A 25,270-nucleotide genomic window follows, 5' to 3' on the forward strand; every position below is an offset into this window, starting at 1 on the left:
CCCATGCGAGCCACGGAACGGGCCCGAAACCGCAGCGCCCTGGTCCACCAGATCCGGTACGCCCTGCGCCACCCGGAGCGCGTGCCCGCGCACGCCCGGCGCGCGGTGCGGGACGCCTGGCTGCGGCTGCGCTACCGCGACCACATCGCCTACTACCGCGCGGTGATGGCCTCCGACGCGGCGCGCAGCGCGGAGGCGGCGGTGGGTCACAACCCCTCGCGCGAGGCGTGGACGCGGATCGGGCGCATGCAGTTCGACTACCTGCTGGGGCACGGCCTCCAGCCGCACCACCGCATGCTGGAGATCGGCTGCGGCAACCTGCGCGCCGGGCGGCTGTTCATCGATCACCTCGACCCCGGGCACTACTACGGCATCGATATCTCGCCGCACATCCTGCTCGCCGCCCAGGACACCCTCGTGGCCGAGGGCCTCCAGTCCAAACTGCCCTACCTGACGCTCGCCGACGACCTCACCTTCGCCTTCCTGCCCGACGCGCACTTCGACGTCGTGCACGCGCACAGCGTCTTCTCGCACTCCCCGCTGCACGTCATCGAGGAGTGCTTCGCCCACGTCGGCCGGATCCTCGGACCCGGCGGGTTCTTCGACTTCACGTTCGACCGCACCGAGGGCGAGGAGCACCAGGTGCTGCACGAGGACTTCTACTACCGGACGGCGACGCTGACCGCACTCGCCGCCAAGCACGGCCTGGACGCCCGGTTCATGGACGACTGGGAACAACTCCCGCACCGGCAGTCCAAAATGCGGCTCACCGCGACGGCGGACCGGGCCCGTACGGTGGGCTCATGAACATCTGTGTCTTCCTCTCCGCCGCCGACCTCGACGAGCGCTACACCACTCCCGCGCGGGAGTTCGCCAGACTGCTGGCCAAGGGCGGCCACACCCTCGTGTGGGGCGGTTCCGACGCCGGCCTCATGAAGGTGGTCGCCGACGGCGTGCAGGAGGCGGGCGGCCGGCTCGTCGGCGTCTCCGTGCAGTTCCTCTCCGCCAAGGCCCGCCCCGGTGTCGACGAGATGGTCGTCGCCCGTGACCTCGCCGAGCGCAAGAAGCTGCTCCTGGAGAAGGCCGACGCCGTGGTGATCATGGTCGGCGGCACCGGCACGCTGGACGAGGCGACGGAGATCCTGGAACTGAAGAAGCACGGCCACACGGACAAGCCCGTGGTCCTGCTCAACACCGCGGGCTTCTACGACGGCCTGAAGGAGCAGTTCCGCCGCATGGAGGACGAGGGCTTCCTGCCCCGCCCGCTCACCGACCTGGTGTTCTTCGCGGAGGAGCCGGTGGGCGCGCTGGCGTACCTGGAGGAGAGCCGTGGCGTGGCGTGATCCCGGGCCGGCGCCCTGTGTGACCCCCGTCTGATGCGAGCATGGCGGTCATGGCTACTCATGTGATCACCGGAGCCGGTTCCGGCATCGGCGCGGCCGTGGCCCGCCGCCTGCACGCGCGCGGGGACGACCTCGTGCTGCACGCGCGCGACGCGGGCCGCGCGAAGGAGCTGGCGGCCGAGTTCCCCGGGGCGAGGACCCTGGTCGGCGACCTCGCCGACCCCGACAGGCTCTCCTGGGCCTTCTCGCACCAGTCGCTGCCGGACCGCGTGGACTCGCTGCTGCACATCGCCGGGGTCGTCGACCTCGGCCCGGTCGGGGAGCTCACCCCGAAGACCTGGCGCCACCAGCTCAACGTCAACCTCGTCGCCCCGGCCGAGCTGACCCGCCACTTCCTGCCCCAGCTGCGGGCGGCCCGGGGCCACGTGGTCTTCGTCAACTCCGGCGCCGGCCTGAACGCCCACGCCGGCTGGTCCGCGTACGCCGCCTCCAAGCACGGCCTCAAGGCCCTCGCCGACTCCCTGCGCCACGAGGAGCACGGCAATGGCGTCCGCGTCACCTCGGTCTACCCCGGCCGCACGGCCGGCCCCATGCAGGCCAAGGTCCACCAGCAGGAGGGCAAGGAGTACGACGCGTCGAAGTGGATCGACCCCGAGTCGGTCGCCACGACGATCCTGATGGCCCTGGACCTGCCGAGGGACGCCGAGGTCAACGACCTGACGGTCCGACCCGGGAAGTGACCGGCCGGAGCCCTGCGTAGGCTGCTGCGGTGAGCGAAAACAGCCAGTTCAGGTTCGGTGGCGCCACGGGTGTCGGCTCCCTGCCCGGGGGCGACGCCCGGGAGGCCGTCAAAACGGCCACCGGAACCTTCGAGGACTTCCCCTTCCTGCCCGAACTGCCCGCCCGCGGACCCGGCGCCGACATGATCGGGCGGACCGCCGGCCTGCTCGTCGAGCTGTACGCGCGCGTGGAGCCCAGCGGCTGGCGGCTCGGCGACCGCCCGGGGCGGGACACCAAGCGGGCCCGCTCCTGGCTCGGCGAGGACCTCGACGCGCTGGAGGAGTTCACGCAGGGATACGCGGGGCCGCTGAAGGTGCAGGCCGTGGGGCCCTGGACCCTCGCCGCCCACCTGGAGATGCGCAACGGCGAGGCCGCCCTCTCCGACCCCGGCGCCTGCCGCGACCTCGCCGCCTCCCTCGCCGAAGGACTCCGTCAGCACCTCGCCGAGGTGCAGAGGCGGGTCCCCGGAGCGCAGCTCGTCCTCCAGCTCGACGAGCCGTCCCTCACCGCCGTCCTGCGCGGCCAGGTGAAGACCGCCAGCGGCTACCGCACCCACCGGGCCGCCGACCGGCAGATCGTCGAGCAGACGCTGCGCGACCTGGTCGGGATGCACACCGACGGGCCGGTCGTCGTCCACTCCTGCGCCCCCGACGTCCCGTTCGCGCTGCTGCGCCGGGCGGGCGTGGCGGCCGTCTCCTTCGACTTCTCCCTGCTCACCGAGCGTGACGACGAGGTGATCGGGGAGGCGGTGGAGGGCGGTACCCGGCTCTTCGCCGGTGTCGTCCCGTCCGCGGAGGGCCCATTGTCAGACCCTGCCGGTAGCGTCATGGGTGTCAGGACGCTGTGGCGCAGGCTGGGGCTGTCACCGGGGCTTCTCGCGGAGGCGGTCACTCTCACGCCGGCGTGCGGACTCGCGGGGGCCTCCCCGGGGTACGCGCGCACGGCTCTCGCGCACTGCGCCCGGGCGGCGAGATCCCTCGCGGACAACCCAGAGTAACGGGAGGACGACACGGTGGCCGGCGACAAGCAAGCGGAGACGACGACGGTGCCCGCCGAGGCACGGGAGAAGCACGCGCGCCTCGCGGAGCAGATCGAGGAGCACCGCTTCCGCTACTACGTGAAGGACGCTCCCGTCGTCAGCGATGCGGAGTTCGACCAGCTGCTGCGTTCCCTGGAGGCGCTGGAGGAGGAGTTCCCCGAGCTGCGCACCCCGGACTCGCCGACCCAGAAGGTCGCCGGTTCCTACGAGACGGAGTTCACGGCGGTCGAGCACCGCCAGCGCATGCTCTCCCTCGACAACACCTTCAACGACGAGGAGCTCGCCGCCTGGTCGGAGCGCATCGCCCGGGAACTGGGCGAGCAGGACTACCACTTCCTGTGCGAGCTGAAGGTCGACGGCCTCGCCGTGAACCTCACCTACGAGCACGGCCGTCTCACCCGCGCGGCGACCCGCGGCGACGGCCGCACCGGCGAGGACATCACGCCGAACGTCCGGACGATCGCGGAGATCCCGGAGCGCCTCAAAGGCGACTCCGTCCCCGACCTCGTGGAGATCCGCGGCGAGGTCTACTTCCCGATGGAGAAGTTCCAGGAGCTCAACGCCCGTCTGGTCGAGGCCGGTGACAAGCCGTTCGCCAACCCGCGCAACGCGGCGGCCGGTTCCCTGCGCCAGAAGGACCCGCGCGTCACGGCCACCCGCCCGCTGCACATGGTGGTCCACGGCATCGGCGCCCTGGAGGGCTTCACCGGCCTGACCCGCCTCTCCCAGGCCTACGATCTGCTCAAGACCTGGGGCCTGCCCACCTCCCGGCACAACAAGGTCGTCGACGGCCTCGACGGCGTACGGGAGTTCATCGCGTACTTCGGCGAAAACCGCCACTCCGTGGAGCACGAGATCGACGGCGTGGTCGTCAAGCTCGACGAGATCCCCCTCCAGGGCCGCCTCGGCTCCACCTCGCGCGCCCCGCGCTGGGCGATCGCCTACAAGTACGCGCCGGAGGAGGTCAACACCAAGCTCCTCAACATCCGCGTGGGCGTGGGCCGCACGGGCCGGGTCACGCCCTACGCCCAGGTCGAGCCGGTCACGGTCGCGGGCTCCGAGGTCGAGTTCGCCACGCTGCACAACCAGGACGTGGTCAAGGCCAAGGGCGTCCTCATCGGTGACACGGTGGTGCTGCGCAAGGCCGGTGACGTCATCCCGGAGATCCTCGGCCCCGTCGCCGACCTGCGCGACGGCAGCGAGCGCGAGTTCGTGATGCCGAGCGAGTGCCCCGAGTGCGGTACGGCCCTGCGGCCGATGAAGGAGGGCGACGTCGACCTGCGCTGCCCGAACGCCCGCACCTGCCCGGCCCAGTTGCGCGAGCGCCTGTTCTACCTCGCGGGCCGCAAGGCGCTGGACATCGAGCACTTCGGCTACGTCGCCGCCGCCGCCCTCACCAAGCCGCTGGAGCCCGAGGACCCGCCGCTGGCGGACGAGGGCGACCTGTTCGACCTCACCGTCGAACAGCTGCTGCCCATCAAGGCGTACGTCCTCGACCAGGACAGCGGTCTGCCCAAGCGCGACCCGAAGACCGGCGAGGAGAAGGTCGCCACGGTCTTCGCCAACCAGGAGGGCCAGCCCCGCAAGAACGCGCTCGCCATGCTGGAGAACATCGCGGCGGCCAAGCAGCGCCCCCTCGCCCGCATCCTCACCGGTCTGTCGATCCGTCACGTGGGACCCGTCGCGGCCGAGGCGCTGGCCCGCGAGTTCCGCTCGATCGAGCGCATCGACGAGGCCACGGAAGAGGAACTGAAGAACACCGACGGGGTCGGCCCGATCGTCGCCGCCGCCGTCAAGGAGTGGTTCGCCGAGGACTGGCACCGCGAGATCATCCGAAAGTGGAAGGCCGCCGGCGTCCGCATGGAGGAGGAGAGCACCGGCGAGGACGAAGGGCCGCGCCCGCTCGAAGGGCTCACGGTCGTCGTCACGGGCACGCTCGAACACTTCACACGGGACGGTGCCAAGGAGGCGCTGCAGAGCCGCGGAGCGAAGGTGACCGGCTCGGTTTCGAAGAAGACGTCATTCGTCGTTGTGGGTGACAGCCCGGGATCGAAATACGACAAGGCGATGCAGCTGAAGGTCCCGGTCCTGAACGAGGACGGTTTCCAGGTCCTGCTGGACCAAGGACCGGACGCGGCGGCCGAAGTCGCTCTTTCGGCCGACGAGTAGCGGTTGAAGGCCACCCGTTCGGCGCATACCAGATGCATACGGGTGGCCGGGGCGCATTCGGGCAACCGTCGGCGACCGCTGCCCGTGGAAGCCTTCTGCGGCCTACTGTTGAGATGTGCGCCTGCCGTGCCCAGCTGCGGTCGGGGCATCTTCGTGTTCGCGGAGCACGGGGAAGGGTTTTCCAACGCGGGCCGCCCAAGGGTTGTCGGGCACCGGGCCGCGGGGCGTGGGCACCGCCGGCTGTGAGAGGGACGGGAATGGAACCGACCGAGAGCGCCGTGCCGGGCTCACGGCTGCGCCTGCGCCGCATGGCGGTCGTATGGCGTGCAGTCCGTGGGACGGGCCGGCCGGCGGGGCGTCCGGGCACGCAAGTGCGCGCCGTCGGACAGTACACCCCGGACGGGCGCACCTCCGGGGGGCGCGCCGCGGCGGACGGCCGCGGTGCCGCACAGCAGGGCACCGACCACACATCCGGCCTGACCGGCGCGGACGCGGACCCCGAACGGCACCTGTCCCGGCCCGCGCTGCCCGCGGCGGTCGTCGCGGCGGCCGGGTTCGTCCTGGGCGCCGGCTTCTACCGCGCCTTCACCGGCGGCCACGCGCTCTTCCCGTCCGGCACGGCCGGCTGGGCGCTGGCCGTGCTGACCGGCATCATCGTCGGCCACCTCGTCATGCTGGGCCGCTCCCGCTGGTGGGGCGGCACCGGCTCGGGCGCCGCCCTCACGCTGGCCGTGCTGCTGCTGTACGGCTGGCTCCCGGCCGGCATGGTCAGCCTCACGGTCGTCGTGCTGGTCGGCATAGCCCGCCGCAACCGCTGGCGCCAGGGCATCCTGCACGGGGCGGTCGACCTCCTCGGCATCGGTGCCGGCGCCCTGGTACTGGGCGTCTTGGGATCCGTACCGTCCGTCGAGTCCCCCTCGGATCCGGACAGCTGGACGCTGTACACCGCACCCGAGGTGGTCCTGGTGGCCGTCTCCTACCTGGCGGTCACCCGCGTCCTGCTGTGGTACCTGCACGCCCCGCGCCCCGGCCTGCCCACCGTCGCCCGCACCGCCCTGGTCAGACAGGGCCTCGTCGCGGTCGCGCTGCTGGGCATCGCGCCGCTGATCTGCGTGGTGGCCATGGCCAAGCCGATCCTGCTGCCGCTGTTCTCCATCCCCCTCATCGCCCTGGACTCCACGCTCTGGATAGCCCGGGCCCGGGCCGAGGAGCAGCTGCGCGACCCGCTGACCGGGCTGCCCAACCGCCAGTGGCTGCTGGAGCGCATCTGGACCGCACTCGACGACGCCGAGCGGATCGACGCGCGCGCCGCCCTGATGCTGATCGACCTCGACCGTTTCCGGTCCGTCAACGACACGCTCGGTCATCTGGCCGGTGACCGGCTGCTCCTCCAGATCGCCGACCGGCTGCGGGCGGCGCTGCCGCGCGGGGCGGAGGCCGCGCGGCTCGGCGGGGACGAGTTCGCCGTCTTACTGCCGGTCGCCGACTCCACGACGTCCGCGACCCGGGTCGCCCGCAACCTGGTCGCCGCGCTCAGCTCCCCGCTCGACCTCGACGGCCTCACCCTCGTCCTGGAGGCCAGCGCCGGGGTCGCCGTCTTCCCCGACCACGCGCTGGACGCCGAGGGACTGCTGCGGCGGGCGGACGTGGCGATGTACCAGGCGAAGCGGGACCGCACGGGCGTGGAGGTCTACGAGTCCAAACGCGACTCGAACACCCCGGACCGGCTCGGTCTGCTGGGAGATCTCCGCAGGGCGCTGGACGCCCACGAGGTCGAGCTGCACTACCAGCCCAAGGTCCGCTTCGACGGACAGGTCGCGGGCCTGGAGGCCCTGGTCCGCTGGGTGCACCCCGAGCGGGGCAAGGTGCCGCCGGACGAGTTCATAGCGATCGCCGAGTCCTCGGGCCTGATGCCCCACCTCACCGAGTACGTCCTGGAGACCGCGCTCGGCCAGGTCGCGCGCTGGCGAGCCCAGGGACTGTTCGTCCCGGTCGCGGTCAACGTCTCCCCGCGTGACGTGCACACCCCCGGCTTCGCCGGCTCGGTCGCCGCGCGGCTGGCCCGGCACGGCGTCCCCGCGGGAGCGCTCCAACTGGAGATAACGGAGCACGTCCTCCTGGAGGACCCGCAGCGCGCCGCCGACACCCTCAACGCGCTGACCGGGCACGGCGTGAAGATGTCCCTGGACGACTTCGGCACGGGCTACTCGTCGCTGGTGCACCTGCGCAAGCTGCCGGTCAGCGAGCTGAAGATCGACCGCTCCTTCGTCGCCCGGCTCGCCGTGGACAACGAGGACGCGGAGATCGTGCGCTGCACGGTCGACCTCGCGCACTCCCTCGGCCTGCTCGTCGTCGCCGAGGGTGTCGAGGACGACGAGACCTGGGAGCGCCTGCGCGATCTCGGCTGCGACGCCGTCCAGGGCTGGCTGGTCGCCGCCGCGATGCCCCCCGAGGAGACCACGGCCTGGCTCCGCGCCAGAGGCTCCCGTGGCTGGCAGCGCCCCCGGGCCGCCCTCCCGGCGGCGACAGCGGACGACTCGGGCCGCATCGCCTAGGGCCTGTCTGACACATTCCCGCCTGCTCCGCGGCGTCCGGCACACACGCTCGCCGCGTTGCCGAACCGCCCACGTGGCTCCTCCCGCGCGCTCGAACAACCTCGCGGGGGACCCCATCGAGGGCGCTCCGGCGCCTTGCGATCGCACGCGCAGACGCCGCGGAGCCCGCTCTTCGGGCGGACGACGGGAATGTGTCAGACAGGCCCGAGGGGGTGCCCGCAAAGCCCCGCCCGCCCCGCGGCGTCCGGCAGGACCTCTCGCCGCAGGGCCCGCCCCTCCGGGCGCACGACGGGACTTCTCGGACACCCCCTCGGCCCCGGCCCTGACCGGTTCGGGGCCGGCCCCGACCCCGCTGTGGCTGGCCGGGCGGCAGGGGCCGGGCAAACCGTTTCACGGTCACGCCTGCCCGCCCCATAGGATTAGGGCCTGGCGCCACATTCCCGCCTGCCGTGCGACGCCTGGCACGCACGCTCGCCGCGTTGCCGAACCGTCCACGTGGCCCCGCCACGAGGACGCTCCGGCGCCCTGCGATCGCTCGTGCCGGAGGCCGCACGGCCCGCCCTGCAGGGGCGGACGACGGGAAGGTGACGCCAGGCCCGAGGCCCGAACCACACACTCACCCCAGAGGATCGCTGCATGCCTGGCATCACGCGCGAGGAGGTCGCCCACCTCGCCCGGCTGGCGCGTCTGGAGCTGAAGCCCGAAGAGCTCGACCACTTCGCGGGACAGCTGGACGACATCATCGGCGCGGTGGCCCGCGTCAGCGAGGTCGCCGACCAAGACGTACCGCCGACCTCGCACCCGCTCCCGCTGACCAACGTCATGCGCCCGGACGAGGTCCGTCCCTCGCTCACCCCCGAGCAGGCGCTCTCCGGAGCCCCGGCCCAGGAGCAGCAGCGTTTCAAGGTGCCGCAGATCCTGGGGGAGGAGTAACCCGCCATGACGGACAGCCCCATCATCAAGCTCACGGCCGCCGAGACCGCCGCGAAGATCGCCTCCGGCGAACTCACGGCCGTCGAGGTCACCGAGGCCCACCTCGCCCGGATCGAGGCCGTCGACGAGAAGGTGCACGCCTTCCTGCACGTCGACCGCGAGGGCGCGCTCGCCCAGGCCCGCGCCGTCGACGAGAAGCGCGCCAAGGGGGAGAAGCTCGGTCCGCTGGCCGGCGTTCCCCTGGCGCTCAAGGACATCTTCACCACCGAGGGGATCCCGACCACCGTCGGTTCCAAGATCCTCGAAGGCTGGATCCCGCCGTACGACGCGACCGTCACCCAGCGGCTCAAGGCCGCCGACGTGGTGATCCTCGGCAAGACCAACATGGACGAGTTCGCCATGGGGTCCTCCACCGAGAACAGCGCCTACGGCCCGACCGGCAACCCCTGGGACCTGACCAAGATCCCCGGCGGCTCCGGCGGCGGTTCCTCCGCCGCGCTCGCCTCCTTCCAGGCCCCGCTCGCCATCGGCACCGACACCGGCGGCTCCATCCGCCAGCCCGCCGCCGTCACGGGCACGGTCGGCGTGAAGCCGACGTACGGCGGCGTGTCGCGGTACGGCATGGTCGCCTTCTCCTCCTCCCTCGACCAGGGCGGCCCCTGCGCCCGCACGGTCCTGGACGCGGCCCTGCTGCACGAGGTGATCGCCGGCCACGACCCGCTGGACTCCACCTCGATCGACGCCCCGGTCCCGCCGGTCGTCGAGGCCGCCCGCAACGGCAGCGTGGAGGGCATGCGCGTCGGCGTCGTCAGGCAGTTCCGCGGCGAGGGCTACCAGGCCGGTGTCATCCAGCGGTTCGACGAGTCCGTCGCGCTGCTGAAGGAACTGGGCGCCGAGATCGTCGAGCTGGACTGCCCGTCCTTCGACCTGGCGCTGTCGGCGTACTACCTGATCGCGCCGTCCGAGTGCTCCTCCAACCTCGCCCGCTTCGACGGCCTGCGCTACGGCCTGCGCACCGGCGACGACGGCACGCACTCCGCCGAGGAGGTCACCTCCCTGACCCGCGAGGCCGGCTTCGGCCCCGAGGTCAAGCGCCGCATCATGCTCGGCACGTACGCCCTGTCGAGCGGCTACTACGACGCGTACTACGGCAGCGCCCAGAAGGTCCGCACGCTCATCAAGCAGGACTTCGACAAGGCGTTCGAGCAGGTCGACGTGATCGTCTCCCCGACGACGCCGACCACCGCCTTCCCGATCGGCGAGCGCGCCGACGACCCGATGGCGATGTACCTCGCCGACCTGTGCACCATCCCGACCAACCTGGCGGGCAACGCGGCCATGTCGCTGCCGTGCGGTCTCGCCCCGGAGGACAACCTCCCGGTCGGTCTGCAGATCATCGCCCCGGTCATGAAGGACGACCGTCTCTACAAGGTCGGCGCCGCCGTCGAGGCCGCCTTCGTGGAAAAGTGGGGCCACCCGCTGATCGAGGAGGCTCCGTCGCTGTGAGTGCACTGACCAAGGCCAAGGGCTTCAAGAAGTCCAGGTCCGGCACGTACCTGTCCATGGCCGGGACCGCGTTCGGCGCGATCGGCGTCGCCAAGCGGCTGAAGAAGGCCCGCGCCGAGAAGGACACGCTGGTCCTGATCGACGCCACCGTGTCCGCCGTCGCCATCGTCACCGGCCTCGCCATCCTCTACCGCGAGCTGAAGCGGCTGGGCGACGACGACGTCCTGCTGGGCTGAGAGGGAAGTTTCACCGTGACCACCACGACCGACCTGGTGTCGTACGAGGACGCACTCGCGTCGTACGACCCCGTCATGGGCCTCGAGGTCCATGTCGAACTCGGCACCAAGACCAAGATGTTCTGCGGTTGCTCGACCGCGCTCGGTCAGGACGCCAACACGCAGACCTGTCCCGTGTGCCTCGGCCTGCCCGGCGCGCTCCCGGTCGTCAACGCGACCGGCGTCGAGTCCGCGATCAAGATCGGCCTCGCACTGAACTGCGAGATCGCCGAATGGTGCCGCTTCGCCCGGAAGAACTACTTCTATCCGGACATGCCGAAGAACTTCCAGACCTCCCAGTACGACGAGCCGATCGCCTTCAACGGCTACCTCGACGTACAGCTGGAGGACGGCGAGACCTTCCGCGTGGAGATCGAGCGCGCCCACATGGAGGAGGACACCGGCAAGTCCACGCACGTGGGCGGTGCGACGGGCCGTATCCACGGCGCCTCGCACTCGCTCCTGGACTACAACCGCGCCGGCATCCCGCTCATCGAGATCGTCACCAAGCCGATCGTCGGCGCGGGCGAGCGCGCCCCCGAGGTGGCGAAGGCCTACGTCCGTGAGCTGCGCGAGGTCATCAAGGCGCTCGGCGTCTCCGAGGCCCGTATGGAGATGGGCCAGATGCGCTGCGACGTGAACCTGTCGCTGCGCCCGAACGGCACCGAGAAGTTCGGCACGCGTTCCGAGACGAAGAACGTGAACTCGCTGCGGTCCGTGGAGCGCGCGGCCCGTTTCGAGATCCAGCGGCACGCGGCCGTGCTGAGCAGCGGCGGGACGATCATCCAGGAGACCCGGCACTTCCACGAGGACACGGGGTCGACGACCTCGGGCCGCGTGAAGGAGGAGGCCGAGGACTACCGGTACTTCCCGGAGCCCGACCTCGTTCCGGTGGCCCCGTCGCGCGAGTGGGTCGAGGAGCTGCGGGCCGGACTGCCCGAGCTGCCGCTGGTCCGCCGCAACCGGCTCCGCGAGGAGTGGGGCGTCTCGGCCACCGACATGCAGGCGATCCTGAACGCCGGTGCGCTGGAGCCCATCGTCGCCACCATCGAGGCCGGGGCCGACGCCGCCTCCGCCCGCAAGTGGTGGATGGGCGAGCTGGCCCGCAGCGCCAACGAGTCGGGCAAGGCGCTCGACGAGCTGGCGATCACGCCGCAGCAGGTGGCCCGGGTCGCCGAGCTGGTCGTGAAGGGCGACCTGAACGACAAGCTGGCCCGCCAGGTCATCGAAGGCGTCCTCGCGGGCGAAGGCACCCCGGACGAGGTCGTCGACAAGCGCGGTCTGAAGGTCGTCTCCGACGAGGGCGCGCTCACCGCCGCCGTCGACGAGGCCATCGCCGGCAACCCGGCCATCGCGGACAAGATCCGCGGTGGCAAGGTGGCCGCGGCCGGTGCGCTGGTCGGCGCGGTCATGAAGGCCACCCGGGGCCAGGCCGACGCGGCCCGCGTCAAGGAGCTGATCCTGCAGAAGCTGGGCGTCAGCGAGGGCTGACCTCCGCGAAACCCCGCAGGGGGGATGCACCGATCCTGGTGCATCCCCCCTGCGTGTCTGTGCCTACGGGCGACGGCCGACGACCCGGACGAAGCCCAGCGTGGCGCCCTGGTCCAGGCGCAGCATCTCGGCGCTCCGGCCGGCCATCCGGATGTGGAACTCGTCGGTGCGCTCCTCGGCCACGACCTCGCTCCACCGCAGCCAGTCGCGCCAGCCGTCGTCCAGCCAGTCGGCCGTCTCGACCTCCACGGCCCCGCTGCGGGTCCAGTGACGCCGCCACCAGGCGGCCGTGTGGAAGCACCAAAAATCGGGCTCCCAGTACGGCCTCAGGTGCTCCGGCGGCTCGGCGCCGTCGATCTCCTCGCGCAGCGCCGGTACGACGACCCCGATCCGCCCGCCCGGCTTCAGCAGCCGCGTCAGCTCGGGCAGGTACAGGTCGTTCGTGCCGAAGTACTGGTAGGCGTCGACGGAGACGATCGCGTCGAAGCTGTTCTCGCCGAACGGCAGGTCGTGCGCCTCGGCGAACACGGGCAGGACGCGGTCCGCGACGCCGGCCTCGGCGATCCGCGCCGCGTTCTCGTCGGGCCTGATCCACAGGTCGGCGGCGGTGACCTGGAGGTCGTACTCCCTGGCGAGGAAGATCGACGTCATGGCGCGGCCGCAGCCCAGGTCGAGCACGCGCGAGCCGGGGCTCAGGGTGTCGAGCCCCAGGGCCGGGGCCAGCCACTCCAGCAGCCACAGCGCGTGCGGGCCCATCTGGTTGTCGATGGTCCAGCGGGCGTCGTAGCGGTTGCTGCGCGGGTAGCGGGGGTGGCTGACGCGGTCAGCGAGGGGGTCGTTCGAGGTCCGGGTAGTGATGTCCGACATCGGTGAACGGGCTCCTTGAGTCCTTGAGGAAGAAAGGGGATGCGTCGGAGCTCGGTCGGACCGTCAAACAATGCACCTGCTTCGGCCGGGCGGCGGGATGCCGCGGGCGTTCCTCGGACCCGCGGACGCTAACAGCCGTCCCGTCGGCCCCGCACCCGGTTTTCCCGCCCGACGCGCTACCGTCTCGGCCATGAGTGGACGCGCTGATTCCGACACCGATCCTGAGATAACGGGCCCGGAGGCAGCCGCCGCGCAGGACACCGGGCCCGACGAAGAACCGGAACCGGACGACGCCGACGATTCGGTGGAGGACGCGCGGCGGGCCCGTTGGACGGCGGCGGGTACGGGCGCCGCGCTGCCCCTGGCGGGCCTGGCCGCGGCCCTGCTCCGCCTCACCCGCTCCGCCCCGGCGTTCGTCCCGGCGGCGTACGCCGGTGGCGCGGCCGTCTGCGCGGGCGCCGCCGTGCTGGGCGCCCGAGGACGCACCCGGCGGGCGCTGTGGCTGCTGATCGCCGGCGTGATGGTGATGGCGCTGGGGGACCAGTCCGACTGATCCCTCTGGCTGTGAATAAGCCCACGAAACCGACAAATGATCTCGTACGCCTGTAAGAGTGATTCCGCATTGCTCATGCGTTCTTTGCGGGCTGTTCAGTTCATGGACGACTGCTCCCGACCAAAGATCCAAAAAAGTCACTCTGGGAGCACGTTTCGTGGCAGCCCTCGCACGCTGGTGTGTCCAACGCCGTCTGGTCACCGTTCTGCTGTGGCTCCTCGCCTTCGCGGGGGTGGCCACGGGCGCCGCCGTCGCCGGCTCCGCGTACTCGAACGACTACCAGGTCCCCGGCACCGAGTCGGGCCGCGCCACCCAGCTGCTGCACGAGGGCTTCCCGCAGCTCGGCGGCGACAGCGACACCGTCGTCTGGCACACCACGTCCGGCAGCGTCCGCGCCGCCGACGTCGAGCAGACGATGACCCGCGCCCTGGACCGCGTCGAGAACCTGCCCGGTGTGGCCTCCGTTACCAGCCCCTACGACGGGCCGGGCGCGGGACGCGTCAGCGCGGACGGCCGTACGGCGTACGCCACGGTCACCTTCGACGGCCAGGCGGAGGACATCAGCCGGTCCGAGGCGCAGGCCGTGGTCGACACCGCCAAGAGCGCACAGACCGACGGGCTCCAGGTGGAGCTGGGCGGCAGCGCCGTCGCGCTCACCCAGTCCTCCGGCGGGCACCTCGCCGAGGTCGTCGGCGTGGTCGTCGCCGCGGTCGTGCTGTTCCTGGCCTTCGGCTCGCTCGCCGCCTCACTGCTGCCCATCGCCACCGCCCTGGTCGGTGTCGGCACCGCGTACGCCGGGATCGTGCTGCTCGGGCACATGATGACCGTCGCCGACTTCGCCCCCATGCTCGGCATGCTGATCGGGCTCGGCGTCGGCATCGACTACGCGCTGTTCATCGTGACGAGACACCGGCGCGGGCTGAAACGCGGGCTGTCCGTCACGGAGGCCGCGACCAACGCCGTCGCGACCACGGGACGCGCGGTCGTCTTCGCGGGTGCCACCGTTTGCATCGCCCTGCTGGGCATGCTGATCCTGCGGCTCAGCTTCCTCAACGGCGTCGCCATCGCCGCCAGTCTGACCGTGATCCTCACCGTCGCGGCCTCCGTGACCCTGCTGCCCGCCCTGCTGTCCCTCATCGGCATGCGGGCGCTCAGCCGCCGCGAGCGCCGCCGCCTCGCGGAACACGGGCCCGAACCCGAACTGCCCACCGGCTTCGCCGCCCGCTGGTCGGCGTTCGTGGAGCGCCACCCCAAGGTGCTCGGGGCGGTCGCCCTGGTGGTCATGGCCGTCCTCGCGCTGCCCACGTTCTCGCTGCACCTGGGCACCTCCGACCAGGGCAACGACCCGAAGACCTCCACCACACGCCAGGCCTACGACCTCCTCGCCGACGGCTTCGGCCCCGGCGTCAACGGCCCGCTCACCCTCGTCACGAAGGTCGACGGAGCCGAGGACAAGCTCGCCCTGGACAACCTCGACGCCACGTTGCGGACCACCGAGGGCGTCGCCGCGGTGACGCCGGTCACGTTCGGCTCCGGCGGCCACACCGCGTACCTGACCGTCGTACCGGAGTCCTCGCCGCAGTCGAAACAGACCAGCGACCTCGTCGACCGGCTGCGCGAGGAGGTGCTGCCGCGTGCCGAGGCAGGCACCTCGCTGGACACGCAGGTCGGCGGCATGACGGCCGGCTACGACGATTTCGCCGACGTCATCGTCTCCAAGCTGCCCCTCTTCGTCGGGGTCGTGATCGGCCTGGGCTGTCTGCTGCTCCTGCTCGCCTTCCGGTCGATCGGCATCCCGCTGAAGGCCGCCGCGATGAACGTCGCCGCCGTCGCCTCCGCCTTCGGGGTGGTCACCGCGATGTTCCAGTGGGGCTGGGGCAGCGAACTGCTCGGCCTCGGCAGCGCGGGGCCCATCGAGCCCTTCCTGCCCGTGATCATGGTGTCGGTGCTCTTCGGCCTGTCCATGGACTACCAGGTCTTCCTGGTGAGCCGGATGTACGAGGAGTGGCTGGAGACCGGCGACAACCGGCGTGCCGTCCGGGTCGGCCTCGCCGAGACCAGCCGGGTGATCAACTCGGCCGCGGTCATCATGATCTCCGTCTTCCTCGCCTTCGTGCTCAGCGGCGACCGCGTGATCGCCATGTTCGGCATCGCCCTGGCCGCCGCCGTCGCCCTGGACGCCTTCGTCCTGCGCACGCTCCTCGTCCCCGCCCTGATGCATCTGCTCGGCGGCGCCAACTGGTGGCTGCCCCGCTGGCTCGACAAACGCCTGCCGCGGATCAGCATCGAACCGCCCGAGGCCCGGGCCGCCCATGAGAGGCTGGCCGCCGCGACGGACGCCGAGGTGGCGGACGTCCTGGCCGAGGAGGAGCGGCAGCGGGATGTACGCGATATCCCTGGGTGACGACGGGGCGGAACTGCGGCCCCTGGAGCCCTGGCACGCCGAGGAGTTCTTCGCGCACCTGGAGCGGGGCAGGGACTTCATCGGGCGGTTCATCAACTTCGGGTCGCAGGAGACGGACGTGGAGTCCGCGCGCGCCATGCTCCAGCGGTACGCCGAGATGCGCGCCGCCGACACGCGCTCGCTGCACGGGCTGTGGCTGAACGGCAAGCTCATGGGCGGCGTGCTGTTCCTGAACTTCGACGCCGCGAGCGGCAACTGCGAGGTCGGCTGCTGGCTGGAGCCCGCCGGGACCGGGCGTGGTCTCGTCACCCGGGCGATGCGCGTCCTCATCGACTGGGCGGTCGAGGAGCGCGGCATTCACCGGATCGAGTGGGTCGCCGCCTCGGGCAACCGGCCGAGCCTCAACGTCGCCCGGCGCCTCGGCATGACCCGCGACGGTGTGCGGCGCGAGGCCCACCCCTATGGTGGCGTACGGCACGATCTCGAAGTCTGGTCGGTGCTGGCGCCCGAGTGGCGCGCCGCACGCGCGCGTGCCGCTCACGACGATCATTAAGAGACTTCTCAGACAGCGACCCTACGGTGCGACACATGGCAACGAACGCAGTGGACGAGACCGAGGCCACCGAGGCCACGACCGACGAGAAGGCGGTGGACACCACCAAGTCCGACGAGGTGACCCGGACCGAGGTCCCGGCCGAGACCGCCGAGACCAAGGAGGAGGGCCCCACCGGCGTCGGCCAGGGCGCCGCCGCCGTGGTCTCCGCCGCGCTGGGTGTCGTCTCGCTCACCGGCAGCTGGCTCGGCACGGTGGCTGCCGCCCGGCAGAACCTCATCGGTCAGCTGGAGACGGCACAGAACGCGGGCGTGGCCAAGCAGATCCAGGCGGTCTACGGCGACGCCTGGCAGACCACCGCCCTGTGGGGCGGCTTCTTCGCGCTCCTCGCGCTGGTCGTCGGCGTCGTGACGCTCGCCCGGCCGGCGTTCGGCACGCCCGGCAGGATCCAGGCCCCCTGGATCAAGTCGGTCGCCTGGGCGGGTGTCGCGCTGGGCGTGATCGGTCTGTTCCTGGCCGTCCTCAAGTACACCGGCATCCTGCTCGGACTGCCGTCGGCGGGCTGAGTCACCGCAGGTCCTGAGGGGTCTTAGGGAATCCGTGAGCACCTTACGGAGTCCCTTGAGGCCCCTCAGCCGTGTCTAAGGCCCCGCAGGCCCCCGAAGATGCGGAACTCTCCCGATGTGGCGGCCGGGCCTGGGAGACGAAGGTGGAGGCATCGCAGAAGAGGCACCGCGGAAAGCGAAGCCCCTTCACCCGACCCTCTCACCAAGGACACGCCATGTACGAGTACGAGCTCCAGCAGCTGCGCGCCGCCGACCTCATCCGCCGCGCCGACCACGAGCGCCAGGTCCGCGAGGCCGCCCGGGCCCGCCGCGCCGCCCGCCGCGAAGCGGCGGAAGGCTCCGCCGAGCACGAGAGCCATATCCGCCGCTTCCGCCGGCCACGGTCGGCCCGCGCCGCGTGAACACGGAGGCGGGACCGGCCGCCTCCACGACCTCCCACACAGAGGCGGCCACCGCTCCGGTGGCCGCCCGTACGGATGTCGCTGCTGACATGGCGGGGGCCTGCGGGGAGGCCGCTGCTGGTGCTGGGGGCGTCCGGGCGGGGACGGCTGTCGGTTCCGGGGGTGTGCGGGCGGGGGCGGTCGCTGATGCGGTGATCGCCGGGTCTGAGGGGGCTGATGGGGTGGCGGTGCGCAGGGATGCGGCTGCCGGGTTCGGGGTTGCCCGGGTGGGGGTGGCCGCCTCCATGATCGCCCGCGTGGGTGCGCTTGCTGCGGTAGGCGCCCGGACGGACGGGGCTGGTGATGCGGTGGCGGTCCGCGGGGACGCAGTTTCCGGTTGTGGGGGCGTCCGAGCGGAGGCGACGGCTGGTTCTGGGGGCGTGCGGGTGGGGGCGGTCGCTGACGCGGTGGCCATCAGGACCGGCGGCGCTGCTGATGCGGCGGCGGTCCGCGGGGAAGCGGCTGCCGGCGCCCGGGCCGCCCGGGCGGGGGCGACCGCCGGTCCCGGGGTGGTCCGGGTAGGGGCGACGGCCGGTCCCGGGGCTCTCCGGACGGGGCCGACGGCCGGTCCCGGGGGAGTCCGGGCAGGCGCGGCGGTCGGTCCCGGGGGAGTCCGGGCAGGCGCGGCGGTCGGTCCCGGGGCCCGGCGTGGCAAAAGCGGTGCCGGGTCGGTGGGTTCGCATGCGATGCTCGGGTCCGTGGAGACCAGGTCCGTCAGCCCCGTGTTCGTCGGCCGGGACGCCGAGTTGGGCTTGCTCGACGAGGTGCTCGGCGGTGCCGCCGCGGGCGACCCCCAGGCAATGCTCATCGGCGGCGAGGCCGGAGTAGGCAAGACCCGGCTCGTCGAGGAGTTCGCCGCCGCGGCCCGCGGACGGGGCGCGGTCGTCGCGCTCGGCGGCTGCGTCGAGATCGGCGCCGACGGGCTGCCGTTCGCGCCGTTCTCCACCGCCCTGCGCGCCCTGCGCCGCGAGCTGCCCGGGCAGTTCGCCGCCGCGGCCGCCGGGCAGGAGGAGGAGCTGGCCCGGCTGCTCCCCGAGATCGGCACGGCCGCGGCCCGCGAGGCGGCCCGGCACGACGAGGACGGCATGGCCCGCCTCTTCGAACTCACCGCACGCCTGCTGGAGCGCGTCACCGCCGAGCACACCGTCGTCCTGGCCCTGGAGGACCTGCACTGGGCCGACGCCTCCACCCGGCACCTGCTCTCCTACCTCTTCCGCACCCTGCGCACCGGCCGCCTCGTCGTCCTCGCCACCTACCGCTCCGACGACATCCACCGCCGCCACCCGCTCAGGCCCCTGCTCGCCGAACTCGACCGCCTCCGCACCATCCGCCGCATCGAACTCGCCCGCTTCACCCGCGAGGAGGTGTGCCGCCAGGTCGCCGGCATCCTCGCCCAGGAACCCGACCCGGACCGGATCGACGCGATCTTCGAACGCTCCGACGGCAACGCCTTCTTCGTCGAGGAACTCGCCGTCGCCGCCCACGAGGGCTGCCGCACGGGCCTGACCGACTCCCTGCGCGACCTGCTGCTCGTCCGGGTGGAAGGGCTGCCCGAGACCGCCCAGCAGGTCGCCCGGATCGTCGCCGAGGGCGGCTCCACCGTCGAGTACCGGCTGCTGGCCGCCGTCGCCCGGCTCGCCGAGGACGATCTCATCGAGGCGCTGCGGGCCGCCGTGAACGCCAGCATCCTCACCCCCGCGCCCGCCGGCGACGGCTACCGCTTCCGCCACTCCCTGGTCCGCGAGGCCGTCAGCGACGACCTGCTCCCCGGCGAGCGCTCCCGCCTCAACCGCCGCTACGCCGAAGCCCTGGAGGCCGACCCGACCCTCGTCCCGGCCGACCAGCACGCGACGCGCCTGGCCAGCTACTGGTACCACGCCCACGACGCGGCCAAGGCGCTGCCCGCCGTCCTCGACGCCGCCGTCGAGGCCCGTCGCCGCCACGCCTACGCCGAGCAACTGCGGCTGCTGGAACGGGCGATGGAACTGTGGGACACCGCCCCCGAAGCCGTACGCCGGACCTTGCGCCCCGTCGACTACGCCGAGGTCTATCCGGCCTGCGGCGGTCCGGAGGCCACCGCGCTGAGCCACCTCGACCTGCTGGCCGAGGCGGCCGTCGCCGGACGGCTCTGCGGGGAGCGCGAAAGCGCCCTGAAGTTCACCAAGCGGGCGTTGCGCCAGCTGGGCGAGGAGGACGACCCCCTGCGCGCCGCCTGGTTCTGGATCCAGCGCTCCCGGCTGGTGCAGCGGCTCGCCCGCGGCGACGGCTGGAAGGAGATCGCCACCGCGCAGGACCTGGTCCGCGGCCTGCCGCCGTCCGAGGTGCACGCCGAGGTGCTCGCCACGGTCGCCCACTGGTCGATGCTCCGCCAGCCGGGCCCGGAGGCCCTGACGGCCGCCGAGCGCGCGGTGGAGTACGCGCGCATGGTGGGCGCCGACGACATCGAGTCCAATGCCCGGCTCACCCTCGGCGGACTCATGATCGACGCCGGGCAGATCGAGGCCGGGCTGGCCCACATGTACGAGGTCAGGGACGAGGTCGTGGCCCGGGGACTCGCCGCGGTCATGGGCCGCAGCCACGTGAACCTGCCCTCCGCCCTGGAGGGCATCGGGCGCTCCGAGGAGTCCGTGGACGTCCTGCACGAGGGCCTGCGCCTCACCGGCAGGATGGGCCTGCGGGAGTCCGAGGGCTGGGTCTGGAGCAATCTCGCCGAGTCGCTCATCTCCCTGGGCCGCTGGGACGAGGCGGCCGAGGCGGCCGTCAGCGCCCAGCGGCGCGGGCAGACGGCCGCGCCCTACGGCTCCGGCGCCAACAGTCTGGCGTTCCTCGCACTCGCCCGCGGCCGGGTGCCCGAGGCGGCTCGCCATCTCACCGAGAGCCGCGCCTCCTACGGCCCGCACGACCCCATGCCGCAGCACGACCTTCCGATCGCCTGCCTCACCCTCCAGATCGCCGTCGCCGAGGGCCGCCTGGCCGACGCCCGCGCCGAACTGGCCCGGGCCCTGAAGTCCGGTTTCCCGCCCGGCACCCAGCGCTACGCCTGGCCGCTGCTGCTCGAAGCCGCCATGGCCGAGGCCGACGCCCGGGCACTGCCGACCGCGCACGACGGCCGCGAGGAGACCCTGGAGAGCATTTTCGAAGCCGTCAGACGCCTCACCACGAACGCCCCTGTCTGGCTCGCCCACGAGCAGTGGGTCCGCGCCGAACTCCACCGCGCCGGACTCCACCGCGCCGCATTCCACGGCGCCGGAAGCCGAAGCGCCCCGGAGATCTGGTCGGAGGTGGTCACCGCCTTCGAACCCCTGGAGCGGCCCTACGACCTCGCCCGCGTCCGGTACCGCCTGGCCGAGTCGTTGCTGACCGGAGGCGGCGAGGCCGACGAGCGCGACCGGGCCACGGAACTGCTCCGCCTCGCCCACGCCGTCGCCCGCCACCTCGGGGCCCGGCCGCTCGCCGACGCCGCCACCGCGCTCGCCCAGCGCGCCCGACTGCCGCTGACGCCCGCCGCGGAACCGGCCCCCGCTCCCGCGGACCCGGCCGAGGCCCTCGGCCTGACCAGCAGGGAGCGGGACGTGCTGCGCCTGGTCTCCGCCGGTCACACCAACCGCCGGATAGCCGAGGAACTGTTCATCTCCCCGAAGACCGCGAGCGTCCACGTCTCCAACATCCTGGCGAAGCTCGGCGTCTCCGGGCGCGGCGAGGCGGCGGCGGTGGCGCACCGGCTGGGGCTGTTCCCGGCCGAATCCGTCATGCCCGGCGCCGCAGGCTGAGGCATACGCTGTAAAGGACATCGGGGGTGTCGCGGCCCAGGGAGGCTCCGTGTTCAACATGTTCGAGGAACTGTTCGCACCCGGTCGCAAACACACCCGAGACGAACAGAACCGCCTGGAGCTGACCCGGCAGGACACCGGGGACGCCGATCCCGGACGCGGGCCGATAGACCTGTCGTCCGGGAAGGTCGTCGTACGCCCGCCGCAGGAGCCGGAGGACGATGACCTCAAAGCCTCCAAAGGTTCCGAAGACTCAGAGGACTGACTCCAAGCCCTGACCCCGGGCTAGGTCACCCGCAGTTCCAGGATCCGGTCGTCCCCGTCCTTGGGACTGCCCCGGCCGTCCGTGTTGCTGGTCACCAGCCACAGCCGGTCGCCGCCCGCCGGGACCACCGTGCGCAGCCGGCCGTACTCCTCCTCGAGGAACGCCTGCGGTTCGGCCGAGGCCTCGGTGCCGTTCAACGGGATGCGCCACAGCCGCTTGCCGCGCAGGCCCGCCATCCAGACCGACCCCTCGGCGTAGGCGATGCCGCTGGGCGAGGCCTCGGCCGTGGTCCACTGGTCGACCGGGTTGTGGAACCCGGAGTCGTCGGACCTGCCCTCGGCCTCCGGCCAGCCGTAGTTGTCGCCCGGCTTGATCGCGTTGAGCTCGTCCCAGGTGTCCTGGCCGAACTCCGAGGCGAACAGGCGCTGCTTCTCGTCCCAGGCCAGGCCCTGCACATTGCGGTGGCCGTACGAGTACACCGGCGAGTTCCCGAACGGGTTGCCCGGCGCCGGCTCGCCCTCAGGGGTCAGCCGCAGGATCTTGCCGCCCACGGAGTCCTTGTCCTGGGACAGACCCGTGTCACCGCTCTCGCCCGTACCCACGTACAGCATCTTGTCCGGGCCGAACGCGATCCGGCCGCCGTTGTGGACGAAACCCTTGGGGATGCCCTTGAAGACCGTGTCGGGCGCGCCGAGCTGCTCGCCGGAGGGCTTCTTCTCGTCGTACAGCATGCGGACGATGCGGTTGTCGGAGGCCGAGGTGAAGTAGGCGTAGACCATGTGGTCCGAGGCGAAATCGGGGGAGAGGGCGATGCCGAGCAGGCCGCCCTCGCCCGCCGCCGAGACCCCGGGCACCTCGCCGAGCTCGGTCTTCTTGCCCGTCTTCTCGTCGACCCGGACGATCGTCCCGTCGTCGCGGGAGGAGACGAGCAGGCCGCCGCCCGGCAGCGGGGCGAGGCCCCAGGGGGAGTCGAGGCCCTCGGCGACGGTCCGCACCACCTTCACCGAGCCCTTGGCGGGCGGTGTCTCCTGCGCGGCCTGTCCGGCCGGCGCGGACGACCCCGGTGCGCTACGGCTCGGGGAGGCGCTCCCGTCCGTGCCGGACGATCCTCCGCCGTCGGACGAACAGCCGGCCGTCAGCAGGAGCGCGGCGGCGGCCAACACGGTCGGCACGGCTCGACGTTGCACGATCATGGTCCCTTCGACGGGGCAGGTCCTCTCCCTGTCATACACCGCCCGCGCCTCACAAGTTCCCGATCACGGAACGCGCCACCGCGAACACGGAGTTTGCCCGAAACGCGCCCCCGATGCGGGACGGGGCTCAGTCCCAGGACCCCTGTGCCGGCGGCAGCTGCGCCACCTCGCGCAGGTCCTCCGCCGTCAGGCGCAGGGCCGCCGCGGCGGCGTTCTCCGTGACCCAGCGCTCCTGCTTCGTGCCGGGGACCGGGACCACGTGCGGGCCCTGGGCGAGGACCCAGGCGAGGGCGACCTGGGCGGGGGTGACGTGCTCGCCGTGGCGGCGGGCCACCCGGCGCAGGCCCGCGACGATCGGCTGGTTCGCGGCCATCATCTCCGCCGTGAAGCGGGGGTGCCGGGCCCGGAGGTCGTCCGCCTCGAAGCCCGCGCCGGGCCGCAGCCGGCCGGTCAGGAAGCCGTTGCCGAGCGGCATCGCCGCCAGGAACCCGATGCCCCGTGCCTCACACCACGGCAGCAGCGTCTCCAGCGCCTCCGGCGACCACACCGACAACTCCGCCTCCACCGCACTCACCGGGAACACCTGCTGCACCCGCTCCAGCTGCCGGATCGTCGCGTCGTGCAGCCGGGCCCCGGAGCGGCGGCCGGCCCGCGCGCCCACCGCGCACAGGCCCAACGCCCGTACCTTTCCGGCCTGGACGAGCTCCGCCATCGCGCCCCAGGTCTCCTCGACGGGCACTTCCGGGTCGGCCCGGTGCAGTTGGTAGAGGTCTATGACGTCCGTCTGGAGACGCCGCAGCGAAGCGTCACAGGCCCGTTTCACATACCCCGGGCGGCCGTTGGCGACGATGTGCTGGTCGCCCACGAGCAGACCGACCTTCGTCGACACGAACGCGTCCGGCCGCCGCTCCTTCAACGCCCGCCCCACCAGCAGCTCGTTGGTGAAGGGGCCGTACATGTCGGCCGTGTCCAGCAGGGACGCCCCCAGGTCGAGCGCCCGGTGCACCGCCCTGAGCGACTCGTCACCGCGCTGCCGCGACGCGCTGTACGCCCAGCTCATCGGCATGCACCCGAGTCCGACGGCCCCCACCGCGAGCGCCGCCGCGCCGATCGTCCTGCGCTCCACCTGGTCGTGACCCTCCCTGTTCCGGCCACCCCAACCTAACCTCTGCCGTCACACCCTCCTGACATAGCCTCCTGTGCATGACTGCTGACGTGTGGCTGCCCATCCCGCCGGACGAGATCGAGGGACTCCCGCAGGGCCCCGCCTACCGCTTCTGGAACGGCGAGGAAGAGTTCCCCGCGGACCCGGCGGACTGTGTCTTCTACGTCGTCCCCTACATGAAGCCCAGTCCGCTGTGCGTGCGTCCGATGCCGGAGATGAGCCGCGTACAGGTCGTGCAGACCCTCTCCGCCGGGATCGACCACGTGGAGCCGGGGCTGCGGCACCTGGGGCCGGGCGTGCGGCTGTGCAATGCGCGCGGGGTGCACGAGGCCAGCACCGGAGAGCTCACCCTCGCCCTGATCCTGGCCTCGCTGCGCGGGGTCCCCGACTTCGTCCGCGCGCAGGACCGGGGGGAGTGGCTCGCCGGGTTCCGGCCCGCGCTCGCCGACAAGAACGTCCTCATCGTCGGGTACGGCTCGATCGGCGAGGCCATCGAGGACCGGCTCGTTCCGTTCGAGGTGGCGCGGGTGGCGCGCGTCGCGCGCTCCCAGCGCACCACGGCGCGCGGGCCGGTGCATCCGCTCACCGAACTCCCGGCGCTGCTCCCGGAGGCGGACGTCGTCATCCTGTCCACGCCACTCACCGAAACCACCCGTGGCCTGGCCGGGGCCGACTTCCTGTCCCGGATGAAGGACGGGGCGCTGCTCGTCAACGTCGCCCGCGGCCCCGTCGTCGACACCAAGGCGCTGCTCGCCGAACTGGAGACCGGCCGCATCACCGCCGCCCTCGACGTCACGGACCCGGAGCCCCTGCCGCGCGAACATCCCCTGTGGCGTGCGCCGGGGGTCCTCATCAGCCCGCACGTCGGCGGTCCCACCTCCGCGTTCCTGCCGCGCGCCAGGCGGCTCCTGGTGGACCAGTTGAACCGTTATGTGAACCGGGAGCCGCTGCGCAACGTGATCCTTACGACGGGTGCATCAACCGGCTGAATCCGAACTCGGTACCGTCCGCAATCCTTCGGGCGCGCTGGGTACTCATACATTGCTTGATCGTCACGCAGAGTAGAGAACCTATGTCCCTGAGTGACGGGACTGGTGTATCGTCCCGACAGGGGCTGCGCCGCGGACCGTTCGGCGCCGGGGACGGACACTTCAGACTGTGAGGGGGGCGACAGGCGATGCACGGCCTATGGACGAGCGACCCGACGGGGCGGGGATGCCGGCGGCGACCCTGGCGGACGGCCGCGGGCAGACGCGGTCACCACGCCGATCACGACGGGCACCACACCCACCACAGCACCCACCACACCGACCAGAGCCATCACCGCCGCAGGCCCGGCAGCCGCAGAAGGCATGCCCAGCCGGCGCACCGGGGCCCGCGGGACCCGGGGGCGGCAGGGACCG

The 25,270-nt window shown here is 72.1% G+C and carries 21 protein-coding genes; 18 read left to right on the top strand and 3 right to left on the bottom strand.

Annotated features, from left to right (window positions below):
- The first annotated feature begins 3 nt into the window (after nt 1–3).
- From ACIBL4_RS28400 to gatB, 10 genes are all read left to right on the top strand, one after another.
- A complete protein-coding gene (locus tag ACIBL4_RS28400) occupies nt 4–807 on the top strand; it encodes a class I SAM-dependent methyltransferase (RefSeq protein ID WP_399414653.1) in 804 nt (267 codons plus the stop codon).
- Nucleotides 804–1,343 (top strand): TIGR00730 family Rossman fold protein, encoded by a 540-nt coding sequence (locus ACIBL4_RS28405; protein WP_399414654.1) that lies wholly within the window; start codon nt 804–806, stop codon nt 1,341–1,343. Before ACIBL4_RS28400 ends, ACIBL4_RS28405 begins: the two co-directional genes overlap by 4 nt.
- A 41-nt stretch (nt 1,344–1,384) precedes the next feature.
- Nucleotides 1,385–2,083, top strand: coding sequence for an SDR family oxidoreductase (locus ACIBL4_RS28410; protein ID WP_399414655.1), 699 nt, complete (start codon nt 1,385–1,387; stop codon nt 2,081–2,083).
- Nucleotides 2,084–2,112: 29 nt separating this feature from the next.
- Nucleotides 2,113–3,120, top strand: coding sequence for a methionine synthase (locus ACIBL4_RS28415; protein WP_399414657.1), 1,008 nt, complete (start codon nt 2,113–2,115; stop codon nt 3,118–3,120).
- 15 nt (nt 3,121–3,135) lie between these two features.
- Nucleotides 3,136–5,331 carry an NAD-dependent DNA ligase LigA gene (gene ligA / locus ACIBL4_RS28420; RefSeq protein WP_399414658.1) on the top strand — a complete coding sequence of 732 codons (2,196 nt, stop codon included), beginning with the start codon at nt 3,136–3,138 and terminating at the stop codon, nt 5,329–5,331.
- A 257-nt stretch (nt 5,332–5,588) separates the two neighbouring features.
- Nucleotides 5,589–7,886 carry a putative bifunctional diguanylate cyclase/phosphodiesterase gene (locus ACIBL4_RS28425; RefSeq protein WP_399414659.1) on the top strand — a complete coding sequence of 766 codons (2,298 nt, stop codon included), beginning with the start codon at nt 5,589–5,591 and terminating at the stop codon, nt 7,884–7,886.
- Nucleotides 7,887–8,522: 636 nt separating this feature from the next.
- Nucleotides 8,523–8,819, top strand: a complete 297-nt coding sequence (gatC, locus tag ACIBL4_RS28430; RefSeq protein WP_004925108.1) for an Asp-tRNA(Asn)/Glu-tRNA(Gln) amidotransferase subunit GatC — start codon at nt 8,523–8,525, stop codon at nt 8,817–8,819.
- Nucleotides 8,820–8,825: 6 nt separating this feature from the next.
- Nucleotides 8,826–10,325: an Asp-tRNA(Asn)/Glu-tRNA(Gln) amidotransferase subunit GatA gene (gatA, locus tag ACIBL4_RS28435; RefSeq protein WP_399414660.1), complete on the top strand. Its 1,500-nt coding sequence runs from the start codon at nt 8,826–8,828 to the stop codon at nt 10,323–10,325.
- Nucleotides 10,322–10,561, top strand: a complete 240-nt coding sequence (locus ACIBL4_RS28440) for a hypothetical protein (protein WP_010041822.1) — start codon at nt 10,322–10,324, stop codon at nt 10,559–10,561. Before gatA ends, ACIBL4_RS28440 begins: the two co-directional genes overlap by 4 nt.
- 15 nt (nt 10,562–10,576) lie before the next feature.
- Nucleotides 10,577–12,091: an Asp-tRNA(Asn)/Glu-tRNA(Gln) amidotransferase subunit GatB gene (gatB, locus tag ACIBL4_RS28445; protein ID WP_399414661.1), complete on the top strand. Its 1,515-nt coding sequence runs from the start codon at nt 10,577–10,579 to the stop codon at nt 12,089–12,091.
- 63 nt (nt 12,092–12,154) lie between these two features.
- Here the strand turns inward: gatB and ACIBL4_RS28450 are convergent, their stop codons facing one another.
- The gene (locus ACIBL4_RS28450) at nt 12,155–12,958 is read right to left on the bottom strand and encodes an SAM-dependent methyltransferase (RefSeq protein ID WP_399414662.1); all 804 of its coding nucleotides are present in this window, start codon (nt 12,956–12,958) and stop codon (nt 12,155–12,157) included.
- Between the two features lie 190 nt (nt 12,959–13,148).
- Here ACIBL4_RS28450 and ACIBL4_RS28455 point away from each other — a divergent pair, with 190 nt between their 5' ends.
- From ACIBL4_RS28455 to ACIBL4_RS28485, 7 genes are all read left to right on the top strand, one after another.
- The gene (locus ACIBL4_RS28455) at nt 13,149–13,511 is read left to right on the top strand and encodes a hypothetical protein (protein WP_399414664.1); all 363 of its coding nucleotides are present in this window, start codon (nt 13,149–13,151) and stop codon (nt 13,509–13,511) included.
- A 157-nt stretch (nt 13,512–13,668) separates the two neighbouring features.
- Nucleotides 13,669–15,915, top strand: coding sequence for an MMPL family transporter (locus ACIBL4_RS28460; RefSeq protein WP_399414665.1), 2,247 nt, complete (start codon nt 13,669–13,671; stop codon nt 15,913–15,915).
- Nucleotides 15,893–16,468: a GNAT family N-acetyltransferase gene (locus ACIBL4_RS28465; protein WP_399414666.1), complete on the top strand. Its 576-nt coding sequence runs from the start codon at nt 15,893–15,895 to the stop codon at nt 16,466–16,468. The genes ACIBL4_RS28460 and ACIBL4_RS28465 overlap by 23 nt, the downstream gene beginning before the upstream one ends.
- A gap of 35 nt (nt 16,469–16,503) precedes the next feature.
- On the top strand, nt 16,504–17,034 hold the full coding sequence (locus ACIBL4_RS28470) for a hypothetical protein (protein WP_356928861.1): 531 nt from the start codon (nt 16,504–16,506) through the stop codon (nt 17,032–17,034).
- Between the two features lie 215 nt (nt 17,035–17,249).
- On the top strand, nt 17,250–17,435 hold the full coding sequence (locus ACIBL4_RS28475) for a hypothetical protein (RefSeq protein ID WP_399414667.1): 186 nt from the start codon (nt 17,250–17,252) through the stop codon (nt 17,433–17,435).
- A 725-nt stretch (nt 17,436–18,160) separates the two neighbouring features.
- Nucleotides 18,161–21,244, top strand: a complete 3,084-nt coding sequence (locus ACIBL4_RS28480; protein WP_399414668.1) for an AAA family ATPase — start codon at nt 18,161–18,163, stop codon at nt 21,242–21,244.
- 49 nt (nt 21,245–21,293) lie between these two features.
- Nucleotides 21,294–21,509 carry a DUF6191 domain-containing protein gene (locus ACIBL4_RS28485; protein WP_399414669.1) on the top strand — a complete coding sequence of 72 codons (216 nt, stop codon included), beginning with the start codon at nt 21,294–21,296 and terminating at the stop codon, nt 21,507–21,509.
- Nucleotides 21,510–21,529: 20 nt separating this feature from the next.
- Here ACIBL4_RS28485 and ACIBL4_RS28490 read toward each other — a convergent pair whose 3' ends face one another.
- Nucleotides 21,530–22,702, bottom strand: a complete 1,173-nt coding sequence (locus ACIBL4_RS28490) for a PQQ-dependent sugar dehydrogenase (protein ID WP_399414670.1) — start codon at nt 22,700–22,702, stop codon at nt 21,530–21,532.
- A 127-nt stretch (nt 22,703–22,829) separates the two neighbouring features.
- Nucleotides 22,830–23,828 carry an aldo/keto reductase gene (locus tag ACIBL4_RS28495; protein WP_399414671.1) on the bottom strand — a complete coding sequence of 333 codons (999 nt, stop codon included), beginning with the start codon at nt 23,826–23,828 and terminating at the stop codon, nt 22,830–22,832.
- A 77-nt stretch (nt 23,829–23,905) separates the two neighbouring features.
- Between ACIBL4_RS28495 and ACIBL4_RS28500 the strand changes: the two genes are divergently transcribed.
- Nucleotides 23,906–24,856, top strand: a complete 951-nt coding sequence (locus ACIBL4_RS28500) for a 2-hydroxyacid dehydrogenase (protein WP_399414672.1) — start codon at nt 23,906–23,908, stop codon at nt 24,854–24,856.
- The last annotated feature ends 414 nt before the right edge of the window (nt 24,857–25,270 follow it).

It is taken from the genome of Streptomyces sp. NPDC050416, assembly GCF_044458845.1.
GTDB lineage: Bacteria > Actinomycetota > Actinomycetes > Streptomycetales > Streptomycetaceae > Streptomyces.